This is a genomic window from Streptomyces sp. PU-14G, from assembly GCF_041028275.1.
In the GTDB taxonomy this organism is placed as follows: Bacteria; Actinomycetota; Actinomycetes; order Streptomycetales; family Streptomycetaceae; genus Streptomyces.
Window position 1 is genome coordinate 1 of the sequence record NZ_JASKYT010000230.1, and the last position, 12,193, is coordinate 12,193.

The following is a 12,193-nucleotide window of genomic DNA, read 5'->3' on the forward strand; positions in this document are numbered from 1 at the left end:
GGACGGGGCGACGGCGAGGGCGAGGAGCGCGGCTGCGGCCAGGAGGGGGATGCGGCGTGCGGTGCGGATGTGTCTCATGCTCCCCTCATCTACCAGGGAACCGGGAAATGAGGAACGGTGGCTCGGGACCACCCCCGTCGGTCCCGTGCCACCGTTCTCGTTCAGTGTGGACGTGCTTCCCCCGGGGGCGGTTCGCTTGATCCGGTACGCGTACGGGGACGTGAGGGTCTGGTGACGTGCCCGTGACAGTCGCGACGATCACGTCGCACAACGGGCTGCGGCTTCCGTCGTGTCCGCGACCTTGACTGCCTCTCACCCGGGCTGAACACTGCCGTCACGCTCGCCGCGGGCACCGCCGTCACCGCCGGGTGGAGCAGCCGTCACTGGCGGGCGGGGCCGCCGATCGGCGGGGCCGCAGGGCAGCGATCGGCGGGGCTTCGGCGCGCTGCCGCGTCAGGCCGCATTCTGAGCACGACGTCCGAACGCACCGAACGAGGGGTCGTCAACCATGACGGACAAGTACGTCGCAGCCATCGACCAGGGCACCACTTCCAGCCGCTGCATCGTCTTCGACCAGCGGGGCGGGATCGTCGCCGTCGACCAGCAGGAGCACCGCCAGATCTTTCCCAAGCCCGGCTGGGTGGAGCACGACGCGGCCGAGATCTGGACGAGGGTGCAGTCCGTGGTGGACGGGGCGCTGGAGCGGGCGGGGCTGCGCGCCGACGAGCTGAGCGCCATCGGCATCACCAACCAGCGCGAGACGACGGTGCTGTGGGACCGCGCGACGGGTGAGCCGGTGCACCACGCGATCGTGTGGCAGGACACCCGCACCTCGCAGCTGTGCGCGGAACTGGGTGGCGACGAGGGCCAGGACCGCTTCCGCGACCGTACGGGGCTGCCGCTGGCCAGCTACTTCGCGGGGCCGAAGGTGGCGTGGCTGCTGGACAACGTGCCGGGGCTGCGGCAGCGCGCCGAGCGGGGCGAGATCGCGTTCGGCACGCTCGACTCGTGGCTGATCTGGAATCTGACCGGTGGCACGGAGGGCGGCAGACACGTCACGGACGTGACCAACGCGTCCCGGACGATGCTGATGAACCTCGAGTCGCTGGAGTGGGACCAGTCGGTGCTGGACGCGATGGACGTGCCCGCCGCGGTCCTGCCCGAGATCCGCTCCTCCTCCGAGGTGTACGGCACGGCCGTGGGCCGGCTCTCCGGCGTGCCCGTGGCCTCCGCGCTCGGCGACCAGCAGGCGGCCGTCTTCGGACAGACGTGCTACGGCGTCGGCGAGGCCAAGAACACCTACGGCACCGGCTCCTTCCTGCTGCTGAACACCGGGCACCGGCCGGTCCCCAGCCGGAACGGGCTGCTGACGACGATGGGCTACCGGCTGGGCGGCGAGGCGCCCGTCTACTGCCTGGAGGGTTCCATCGCCATTACGGGCGCCCTGGTGCAGTGGTTCAGGGACCAGCTGGGCATCATCGACGACGCCTCACAGATCGAGGGGCTGGCGGCCAGTGTGGACGACAACGGCGGCGCGTACATCGTCCCGGCGTTCTCCGGACTGTTCGCACCGTACTGGCGTTCGGACGCGCGGGGCGTGGTCACGGGGCTGACCCGGTACGTGACCAAGGCCCACCTCGCGCGAGCGGTGCTGGAGGCGACGAGCTGGCAGACGCGTGAGGTCGTGGACGCCATGTACCAGGACAGCGGCGTCGAGATCACCAGCCTGAAGGTGGACGGCGGTATGACGGCCAACAGCCTGCTGATGCAGCACCAGGCCGACGTGCTCGGCGTTCCCGTGATCCGTCCCGTGGTCGCGGAGACGACCTGTCTGGGCGCCGCCTACGCGGCCGGACTCGCCACGGGCGTCTGGTCGGACCTGGACGAGCTGCGCTCCCACTGGAAGCGCGACGCCGAGTGGACGCCCGCCATGAGCGAGGAGTACCGGGAGCGGGAGTACAAGAACTGGCACAAGGCGGTCGAACGCAGCTTCGGGTGGCAGGAGGGCTAGGGTCTTTCGTTTGGATCCAAACGAGAGGCCCTAGTCACCGCCCGCACAGCCCCGCCGAGGCCGGTGCCGCGCGGCTCAGGCCTCGGCGGGGCTGTGCGCGGCACGCTGCGCGGCCGTGTGCATGGCGTGCTCCACCACGGAGATGAGCACGTCCCGCGCGGACTCGCGCTGCCGCGCGTCGCACTGCATCACCGGCACCTCGCCGTCGAGGTCGAGCGCTTCCCGTACGGTATCGGCGGGGTAGCGCTCGGCCCCGTCGAAACAGTTGACGGCGACGGTGAAGGGGATGGAGCGGCGTTCGAAGTAGTCGATCGCGGCGAAGCTGTCCTCCAGCCGCCGCGTGTCGGCGAGCACCACGGCGCCCAGCGCGCCGCTGGCCAGTTCGTCCCACAGGAACCAGAAACGGTCCTGGCCCGGCGTGCCGAACAGGTAGAGCACGAGTTCGTCGTGGATGGTGATGCGGCCGAAGTCCATGGCGACCGTCGTCGTGGTCTTCGCCTCCACCCCCTGCGTGTCGTCGAACCGGCGTCCCGCCTCGGTCAGCGTCTCCTCGGTACGGAGCGGTTTGATCTCGCTGACCGCCCCCACGAGGGTGGTCTTGCCGACGCCGAATCCGCCCGCCACCAGGACTTTGAGCGTGACCGGCTCGGCGGGGGCCTTCCTGCCACCCCGCTTAGAGCGCCCGAAGACCATTGATCACCTCTCTGAGGATGCTCTCGTCCGGCAGCTCGGCCGGAGGGACGGGACGGGTGACGCGGACCAGACCGGCTTCCAGCAGATCCCCGATCAGGACCCGGACGACACCGACGGGCAGGTCGAGCTCGGCCGCCAGCTCCGCCACCGACAGGGCGGAGCGGCGGCAGCGCAGGACGATGTCGAGGTGTTCGGGCGACAGCGAGTGATCCGCCAGGAGCGCGTCCTCGGTGGGCGGCCCCTCCGGATCGTCTTCGGGCCCCGCTCCCGGCTCGTCGGACAGGACGAGGGCGATGAGGTCGAGCTGCGCCGCGACGACGCTGCTGCGGGTACGGCCCCGCGTCATCGCGTACGGCCGTACCACGGGTCCTGCCGCGTCGTCGAACCAGTGGTCCGTCATTGCCGGCCCCGTCCCCTCATTCCCTCGTTCCCTCGTCCCCCGCCGTCCGCGTCAGTTGGTGGTGGTGCCGCCGCCGGCCCCAGCGGCGCGCGGCGCGGTGCTCAGGTGGGCACCGACGCGCTTGACCAGCAGCGTCATCTCGTACGCGACCTGGCCGACATCGGACTCCGCGTCCGCCAGTACGGCCAGGCAGCTGCCGTCGCCTGCCGCCGTGACGAAGAGGAACGCGTCCTCCAGCTCGACCACGGTCTGGCGCACCCCGCCCACGTCGAAGTGGCGGCCCACGCCCTTGGCCAGGCTGTGGAACCCGGAGGCGACGGCCGCCAGGTGCTCGCTGTCCTCCCTGGTGAGGCCCTGCGACGCGCCCCTGGCGAGGCCGTCTCCTGAGAGCACGAGCGCCTTGCGGATGCTTCCCACGCGCTCGACCAGTTCGTCGAGGAGCCAGTTGAGTTCGCCGCTTCCAGCGGAGTGCGATGCGGCGTTCGGTGCGGTCATCGACCGTCCCCTCCCGGTGTCGTTCCTGGTGCTGACTCCCCCGCGTCGTGCGGCGATTCGCTCTCGCGCCTGCCGCGTTCCCAGCCGCGCTGGAGGGAGGCCATCTTGCTGCGCACTGCGTCGGCGTCGCGCTCGGCGGCATCCGGCGTGCTGGAATTCTGGGTGCCCGTCTGCCCGGACGGCATGCGGGTGCTGACGGTCGGGGTGTCGGTCTTGAGCTGCGGCGCGAGGCTCGCCTGCCGCACCCGGCGCGGCAGCCCGCCGGCCCGCGGGGCGTTGTCGGCCCGCGAGGCGCCGGCGCCCTCCGTGCTGCCGGCGTCCGGTGAGGCGTCGGCGTCCTGCGTGGTGCCGGCGTCCTGCGTGGTGCCGGGCGCCGGTTCAGCCGGTGCGGCCTGCGGCGTGGCCCCGGCCTCCTGGCGCGGACGGTCTGCTTGCGCCCCGGATGCCGCACCGGGCTTCTTACGGCGGGGCAGCGGTGCGGGCCCGCCCGTGTGCGCGCCCGCCTGGGAGTCCTTGCGGTCCCCTTCGCCGGTACGCCGCTCCGGCCCTGGGCGGCGGTCCGGATCGACGGTACGGCCGTTGTCGGAGACGAGCACGGGGGTCCCGGGACGCCTGCGCGGCAGCGGAGCGTGCCCGCCGTTCGCGGCGCCGTCTCCCCCCGCGTCCGGCTCGGTGCGGGCCTGGGCACGGGACGTGGAGACGGCCTCGTCCTGGGCCTGCTGGTGCACTTCCCCGGCCACCGAGGGGGTGGGGCCGGTGTCAGCAGCCCGCCTGCGCGGCGGCAGACCGCCGCCTTCACGGGTACCGCGGCCTTCGCGGGCGGGGGGTGTCGCGTCGATCGGGGCCTCCAGCTCGACGGGCCCGTCGAGAGGCCGGGCGGGCTTTCCGCCGGCCTCGATGGCGGTACGGGGCGGGCGCTGCTCCTCGTCACGATCCGGGGTCTCGGTGAGGACGGCGCCGGGGATCAGGACGACGGCCGTGGTGCCGCCGTAGGGCGACGGCTGCAGGGAGACCCGGACGCCCTGGCGCTGGGCGAGCCGTGAGACGACGAAGAGGCCCAGCCGGTCGGTGTCGGACAGTTCGAACTCGGGCGTCTCGGCGAGCCGCAGGTTGGCGTCCAGCATCGCGTCGGCGGCCATGCCCAGGCCGCGGTCGTGGATTTCCAGCGTGAAGCCGTTGGCGACGCGCTCCCCCAGCACCTGCACGGCCGTGTGCGGTGGAGAGAAGACGGTGGCGTTCTCCAGCAACTCGGCGATCAGGTGCGTCAGGTCGGCGACCGCGCTGCCGTCGACGGCCAGCCTCGGCAGCCTGCGCACCTCGATCCGCTCGTAGTCCTCGACCTCGGCGACAGCGGCCCGCACCACGTCCATGAGCTGCACGGGCTTGCGCCACTGCCGGGAGGGGGCGGCGCCGGAGAGGATGACCAGGCCTTCGGCGTGGCGGCGCATGCGGGTGGTGAGGTGGTCCAGCCTGAAGAGGTCCGCGAGCTCGTCGGCGTCCTCGGTGCGGCGCTCCATGGCGTCGAGGAGGGTGAGCTGGCGGTGCAGCAGCACCTGGTTGCGCCGGGCGAGGTTGACGAAGACCTCGGAGACGCCGCGCCGCATGTCGGCCTGCTTGACGGCGGCTTCGACGGCGGCGCGCTGGAGCGTGTTGAGCGCCTGGCCCACCTGCCCCATCTCGTCGGCCGAGTAGTCGAGACGGGGGGACTCGGCCTCCACCTCGACCCGGTCGCCCGCGGCCAGCCTGCGCATCACGCTGGGCAGCCGCACACCCGCGGACTCGTTGGCCTCCTTGCGCAGCGCGCCCAGGTCACGTACCAGGCCCCGGCCCACCCGGATGGAGATGACCAGGGAGGCCAGCACGGCGAGGAACCCGAGCACACCGGCGGCAGCCGCCTGCACCAGCACGCGGGTGGCGACGGGGTCGACCCGGTCCTGGTAGCGCTGCTGGGCCTTCACCTCCATCCGCTTGAGGTCGTCCAGCGCCGCGGTGATGCCCTGGCGCCAGCGCTCCTGACCGACCGGGCCCTCGGTGGTGCGGGGCCCCGCGGCGATGACGGCGTCCTCGTTGCCGCGCAGAGTACGGCCGTTGGTGCTGTTCCAGTAGTTCTCGAACATCTGCCGGTCGGCGGCCGGCAGGGAGGGCAGGTTGGTCTGGTAGGTGATGTTGCGCTCGGCGACACGGTCCGAGAGAGCACGCTGGTCACCGCGGGTGAACTCGCCCGCGGCGTAGGCAGCCGCCATCAGGGCGTCCTCGCGGGAGAGGTACTCGCGGGCGAGGGAGACGTAGACGAGCGCGCGGCCCTCCTTCTCCAGACCGACGTCGTCCACCGCGCTCAGTGAACTGATGACCGCGTAGGCGGGGTCGACCAGTTCATTGTAGGCCTGGAAGGCACCGCCGCGGGTGATGGTGTCCTTCTCGACGCGGGAGCGGAGCGACTCAAGGCCGTCCAGCGCGTCGAGGAAGTCGTCGAGCCGGGCCCGCGAGTCGGGGCCGAGGTCGGAACGGAGGCTGCCGTCGGCGGCGTTGCGGCGGACCGCGGAGACCTTCTTGTCGGTGGCACGCTCCGCCTTGCGCAGGGCTTCCAGTCCCGTGCCGCCTCTGGGGTCGGCGATGTGGACCATGATGTGACGGCGTTCTCGCTGGATGGCCTGGACGGCGTCCTCGGTGGGATCACCGATCTTGCGGGTGATCTCGTCCAGGCGCAGCAGGCTGTTCGCCTCCGTCGCGGTGATGTAGGTCGCGAAGCCCCAGATGGACACCAGAGACACCAGCGGCACCAGCAGCAGCACCACGATCTTCCGGCGGATGGACTTCCCGCGAAAGCGCATGGCCTCCCCTACGTACTCCCCAGCGCACGGGGGTGTTGTACCGACAGCAAACGGCGTGAGCTTACTACTGACGCACCGGCAACTCGTAGGTGTGTACGGGCACGGGAACACGCGGTCCGTGGTGCCTCATCCTGAGTTGTCCGTCGATGCCCAGGCGGGTGTTCGACGTTTGTGTCCAAGGACACGTTTGCCGAACCGTGGGAAGATCGAGGGGGTCGTGAAGGGGGAGTGAACAGGATGTATGCGAAACCCCGCCTGCCGGACCCGGTCCGGGCGGCGGCGGCGCGTGCGGTGATCATCGCGGCGCTGACGCTGGTACTGCTCATGGTCGCGTTCTTCTGCTCGATGGCCGGTGTGTGGCTGGCCTTCCCCATGGTGCTCGCCACCATCGGCGGCACCGTCGTGGCGACATGGGCCGTGCTGGACGTGTGGATCACCCGACAGGTGTGGGTGCAGCGGCACGGCGTCGTCTCGGAGCCCAGCAGCGCGGCGCGGCGCCGCGCGGTGGAGGCACACCGCCGCGCGGGACGCGAGGAAACAGCGCAGGGAACCCGCCCGKATCAMWACGGGCGGGAGGACGGGAGGGACGGGACAGACAGGGCGGACAGGGTGGGCAGGACGGACAGGGCAGGCAAGGCGGGCAGGACCGGCGAGACGTCACTGGTGCCGGGAGGGTGCCGCGCCCGGCGCGTCCTCCGGCGGCTGAGGAGCGAGAACACTCGGGCCCGCAGCCCCCGGTGACGACCGCTCACCAAGGCCGCTCCCCTCATCGGACGGCTGCACCTGGTCGGGGCGGCGGAACATCCGTGTCGCGGTGATCTCCCCGTGCACCTCGGCCCCGCCCTCCTCGTCCGCGGGGCCCGGCAGACCTGGGCGCAGATGCTCCTCCACACTGATGTACTTCAGCCCCGCGCGCAGATCCGCGTCGTTGCGCATCCTGATCACCAGCGGGAACTCCGCCAGGGCCGTGGTGTCGAACAGGCCGGTGGTGTAGAGGAGCTGGACCCCCAGGGCGTCGGCGACAGCCCGCTGGAGCTCCAGAAGGTAGGTGGCGTTGGCCCGCCCGATGGGGTTGTCCAGGAACAGGGTCCCCGCGTGCCGGTGCTTGTCCCGGCCGCGGTCGTTGCTGCGCAGGGCGGCCATCGTGCAGTACAGGGCGATGGCCGCGGTCAGCAGCTGGCCTCCGGAGAAGACGTCGCCCATCTGCCCGACCGGCACCCGCTCGGCGCGCAGCACGGCATCGGGCTTGAGGATCTCCACCGACACCCCGCGCGGCTGGAGCGCCGCGTGGACGCCGCGCAGCAGCAGCGTCATGCCGTCACGCCGCAGGTCGGAGTTCTTGCGCACGGCCGCGCGGGTGGCCTCGTCGATGACCTCGCCCAGCCGCTCGGTGAGCGTGGCCTGGTCGGGGTCGTCGAAGCGGATCCGCAGGAACTCCTGGCCCGACCACTCCCCCAGCCCCTCGGGCAGGCGGGAGAGACGCTGCGCCGAGCGCAGCGTCGTCAGCGACGACTCCACCAGGCCGCGCAGCCGGTCCACGATGCTGTCGCGGTTGCGCTCCAACTGCTCCAGCTCGTCGGTCAGCACCCGCAGCCGGGGCGCGAACGCCGCGGCCCAGGCGGCCGCGTGGTCGGGAAGCGCCGAGGCGGGCAGCTCGCGCACCTGCTGCCTGGCCGGCGTACGCACATGCTCGAAGCGGCTGGAGTTGGCGTGCCGTACGAGCACGTCACACGCCTCGCGCACGCCCGCTTCCGCCGCGCTCAGATCGGCGGCGCACCCGCGCAGCGAGCGCCGGGCCTCGGCCGCCGCCTGACGGGCCTCCGCGAGAGTGCCGGGATACGGCTCGGGCGGCTCCTCCTCGCCGTTCGGCGCTCCGGGCACGGAGGCGGCGGGGTCGCGCAGCAGATCCCGCAGCGTCGTCGCCGTCTCGTCGAAGCCGCCCGCGGCGTCCTCGGCCGCCGTGTGCGCGCGCTGCAACGACTCGTGGGCGGCGCGCGCCGCGTCGAGTTCGTCGCCCCTGGTGGCCAGTTCGGCGTTGGCCGTCCGCAACAGGCTCTGGGCCTCGGCCGCGTCGCTTGGCACCCGCCCCTCGGGGAGCTCGGTGTGCGCCTGTCCGTCCGGCGGCGCGAGCCGCTCGGCCTCGCCGCGGAGACGGCCGAGCTGTTCGCTGACGTCGGAGCCGCGCGACTCCAGCCGCTGGACGAGCGCTTCAGCGCGGGCCGCCGCCGCCTGCCGCGAGGGACCGTCGGCACCGTCGGGCCCCTCCAGGAGCTGGGCCGCACGGGTGCGCACCTTGTTGGTGAGCCGGTCGAGCGCCGCCTTGGCCGCGGACTCGTCGCCCTCTGCGCGGGCCTGCTCGGCGCGCAGGTCGGCGCCGACTCCGACCTTCTCGTAGAGCTGGGAGGCCGAACGGTAGGCCTCACGCAGGTCCGGCAACGACGCCGGCCTGGCACGGTCCTGCTTCCCCCCGGCCGCGTCCGCCCTCTCCCCGGCCGCACCGTCCTCCGGCTCCCCCTCGCCGGACGCGCCGGACTCCTGGGGGGTGTCGGGCACGCCCGCGATCTCGGCACGTTCGGCGCGCAGGGTGCGGGCCGTACGGCGTGCGTCGTCGGCGGCACGCTGTGCCGTACGCCTGTCCTCGTCGGCCGCGTACGCCTTCTCCAGGCACAGTTCGGCGCGCTCCTGCGCCGTGGCCACGTCGTCGGCCAGCTCCCGCAGCCGGGTCTGCCACGCGGTGCGCTCCCGCAGCCGGAAGGCGAGCCCCGCCAGCGCGTCGGCGCTGCGCCGGGCCCGCTGTGCCCCTTCTCCTCGCTCATCGCGCACCCGAGCGGTCTCGGCCGCCTGCGCGTCGGCCTCCGCGCGGGCCTCGCTCACCTCGACGAGGCGGCGCTCGGCCGCCTCTGCCGCCTGCCGCGCCTCTGCGGCGGCGCCGGCGAGCTCGTCCAGGCGGCCCTCGGGACAGCCGGTGCGCCACGAGGCGAGGCGGGCGGCCAGCGCCCGGTCGGCGGTCAGCCGTGCCGCCAGCGCGCGGATCTCCTCGTCGCGGGCGACGGCGCGCTCGCGCAGCTGGCGGCGCTCGTCGTCGGCCGCGTGCTCGTCGTGCATGGCCGGGTTCGGCGGTACGAGAAAGACGTCGGAGAGGCCGTCGACACCCGTCTCCCCGCTCCCGTCGAGGGCAGGCGCCGGTGCCAGCAGCGCTGCCGAGGTGCCGACGGCGACGGCGGACCGCGGCAGCAGCGCCGCGCTCGCCAGCACCTCACGGGCGCGCGCGTGCGAGTTCGGGTCGGTGATGATGACGCCGTCGACCAGTTCGGGACGGGCGGCGAGGACCGTCGCGTGGTCGGCGGGGTCGACGGACTGTGCCAGGTAGCGCCAGCCGGGCAGGGCCGGGACGCCGTGCTCGCCCAGATACTCGACCGTGGCCGTCACGTCCGGGCCTGGAGGAAGCAGCCCGCCGTCGCCGAGCGCACCGAGCATCCGTGCGTCGTCCGCCGCGGCGGTGCGTAGTTCGAACAGCTGGCGTTCGGCGTGGGCCACGCCCTCGTCCAGCAGTTCCTGGAGCGCTTCGGCGTTGCGGTCGATCTCCTCGGCGGTCAGCGGGCCCGTGGTGCCCGCCTCGTCCGCGTGCGGGGAGTGGCCGCCTGCGCCCTCGGGGACGCCTGCCGCCGCTCCGGGACCCGAGAGAGGCTCGCCCCCCGCGTCCTCCCGCGCGGCCGTCCCGGCGCTGTCGGCGAGCGGGGACGCCCCCGGCTCGCCGGCGCCGGGCCCGTCGTTGGCCGTGGAGGCCAGCGCGTCCGGCGAGTTGCCCACATCGCGTTGGCCCGGCACAGCGGCCCGTGGCGGGCCGGCCGCCCCCGGGCCGTTCGCGCCCGGGCCGGTCGTCCCCGGGCCGGAAGGGGCAGCGCCGCCGCGTGGTGCGCCCGGCAGACCGAGCAGCTCCGCCAGGCGTTCCTCGACACCGAGGGCTTCGGCCGTGGCACGTTCGGCCGCGTGGGCGGACTCCGCCGCCTCGGCCGCGTCCGCGGCACGGGCCGCGGCGAGTTCCGCACCGGCGTGCCGGCTCGCCAGCTCGCGGGCGCGGTCGCCGCTGCGGGTCGCGGCGTCGCGGGCGGACTCGAACGCGGCGACGGCGCTCTTCTCCGCGTCGCTGGCCTCGAGGGCGGCGCGCGCGGGGTCGGCGTCGGGATCGCTGTCGTCGAGCCAGCCCGCGCGCACCGCCTCGGCCATCTCCTGCTCGACCTCGGTGAGCCGCTGGCGCAGGTGCTCGGTCTCGCTGCGGGCGCGCTGCGCCTCGGTGGCGGCCTCGGTGGCCTCCCGGTGGGCCCGCTCGCTGCCGGTCTGGAGGCCGGTCGAGCGCTCCTCCTGCTCGGCGGCGATGCGTTCGCTGTCCTCCGCGGCGGTGTTCAGGGCCCGCACCAGCGCCGTGGCCGCCTGGGCACGCGCGGCGAGGGCGGGCGCCGCGTCCCGCTCGGCCTCCCGGATGGCCGCCGCCACGCGGGCGGACCGGTCGGCGGCCGTACGGTGCGCGAGCACGGTCTCCGCCGCCTGCCACGCCGAGTGCAGCGTACGGGCCTCGCCGAGCTCGCGTTTCTGCGCCGCCGCCGACTTCTCCGCGGCGGCCAGGGCCAGCGAAGCGTGCCGGTAGGCGAGTTCCGCGGCGACGCGGGAGGCGCGGGAGCGGGCGTCCTCGGCCGCGGTCACGGACTCCCCGGCCTGGGCGAGCTGCTCGGCCAGCTCAGCGGCGCGACCGCGCTCCTGGGTGCCGCGCGCGGTCAGCCGCTGAGCGAGCAGCTGGGTGCGGCGCTCGGCGCCCGCGTGGATCTCGCGGGCACGGCCGCGCGTCTCGGCGGCCTGGGTGATGCGCTCCAGGTGTTCGAGGGAGCCCGCGGTGAAGTCCCGCTCGGCGGTCAGCTCGGCGCGGCGTCCCAGCTTGTGCGCGAAACCGTGCACGAGGTCGGCGAGCCCGTCGGTGTCGCGGGTGTCGGTGACGGCCCGCAGCAGCAGGTCGGTGAAGTCCGAGTCGTTCTTGACGGCGAAGAGACCCGCCGCCTCGCCCTCGTCGGCGTTCATCTCGCGCTGGTAGCGGAAGAGTTCGGGGTCGAGGCCGAGCGACGTCAGGTGCTCGTTCCAGCGTTCGTGCACCTCTTCCCAGACCACGTCCAGGTTCGGGTACGCCTTTCCGGTCTCCGTCAGGACGTCGCGGAAGCCCTTCATGGTGCGCCGCCTGCCGCGCGCCGAAGATGCCCCCTCCGCGCGGGGGCGCAGCGCTGCCGACTCGGCGACGGGCAGCGCGTCCAGGGACAGCCCGGGTCCTGGGCGGAAGGAGTACCAGGCCTCGGCGAACTTCCGCGGGTCGCCGGAGACCTGACGGCCGCGCCACTCGCTGACCTTCCCGACGACGATGGTCTCGCCGGTGCGGGTGTGCTGCCACTCCAGGGCGACATGGCCGCAGTCGTCGGCGAGCAGGAACTTGCGCAGCACGCCCGAGCTGGCGCCGCCCAGAGTGTTGCGGTGGCCCGGCAGCATCACGGAGAAGATCAGCTTGAGCAGGACGGACTTGCCGCCGCCGTTCTCCAGGAACAGGACGCCCGCGGGCGCGGGGCGGCGGGGCGGGCCCTGGGGCTCCTCCTCGAAGAAGTCCGCCTGAGCCGGTGCGGGGCTGGGCACGGCATCCCCCACTCCGCGCAGGTCCAGCACGGTGTCGGCGTAGCGCGCACCGGCGGGCCCGATGGAGTAGAGGCGGATCCGGGACAGCTCGTACAT

Annotated in this window: 6 protein-coding genes and 1 pseudogene; 2 read left to right on the forward strand and 5 right to left on the reverse strand. The window is 73.5% G+C overall.

From position 1 onward, the window contains the following. The first annotated feature begins 508 nt into the window (after window positions 1-508). Window positions 509-2,011 carry a glycerol kinase GlpK gene (glpK, locus tag AB8Z75_RS23495; protein WP_369205126.1) on the forward strand — a complete coding sequence of 501 codons (1,503 nt, stop codon included), beginning with the start codon at window positions 509-511 and terminating at the stop codon, window positions 2,009-2,011. Window positions 2,012-2,086: 75 nt separating this feature from the next. Here glpK and AB8Z75_RS23500 read toward each other — a convergent pair whose 3' ends face one another. From AB8Z75_RS23500 to AB8Z75_RS23515, 4 genes are read right to left on the reverse strand one after another with little or no spacing between them, the layout of a single operon-like run. Then, window positions 2,087-2,704, reverse strand: coding sequence for an ATP/GTP-binding protein (locus tag AB8Z75_RS23500; RefSeq protein WP_369205128.1), 618 nt, complete (start codon window positions 2,702-2,704; stop codon window positions 2,087-2,089). Then, window positions 2,685-3,104 carry a DUF742 domain-containing protein gene (locus AB8Z75_RS23505; RefSeq protein ID WP_369205130.1) on the reverse strand — a complete coding sequence of 140 codons (420 nt, stop codon included), beginning with the start codon at window positions 3,102-3,104 and terminating at the stop codon, window positions 2,685-2,687. Before AB8Z75_RS23505 ends, AB8Z75_RS23500 begins: the two co-directional genes overlap by 20 nt. A 51-nt stretch (window positions 3,105-3,155) precedes the next feature. Then, window positions 3,156-3,599, reverse strand: a complete 444-nt coding sequence (locus tag AB8Z75_RS23510; RefSeq protein ID WP_369205132.1) for a roadblock/LC7 domain-containing protein — start codon at window positions 3,597-3,599, stop codon at window positions 3,156-3,158. Continuing rightward, a complete protein-coding gene (locus AB8Z75_RS23515; protein WP_369205134.1) occupies window positions 3,596-6,430 on the reverse strand; it encodes a nitrate- and nitrite sensing domain-containing protein in 2,835 nt (944 codons plus the stop codon). Before AB8Z75_RS23515 ends, AB8Z75_RS23510 begins: the two co-directional genes overlap by 4 nt. Window positions 6,431-6,667: 237 nt before the next feature. On the opposite strand from AB8Z75_RS23515, the pseudogene AB8Z75_RS23520 reads away from it, so the two are divergent. Beyond that, window positions 6,668-6,934: pseudogene (locus AB8Z75_RS23520) on the forward strand (hypothetical protein); the annotation flags it as partial. A 153-nt stretch (window positions 6,935-7,087) separates the two neighbouring features. Here the strand turns inward: AB8Z75_RS23520 and AB8Z75_RS23525 are convergent. Beyond that, the coding region (locus tag AB8Z75_RS23525) for a hypothetical protein (RefSeq protein ID WP_369205136.1) at window positions 7,088-12,193 on the reverse strand (5,106 nt) is incomplete at its 5' end.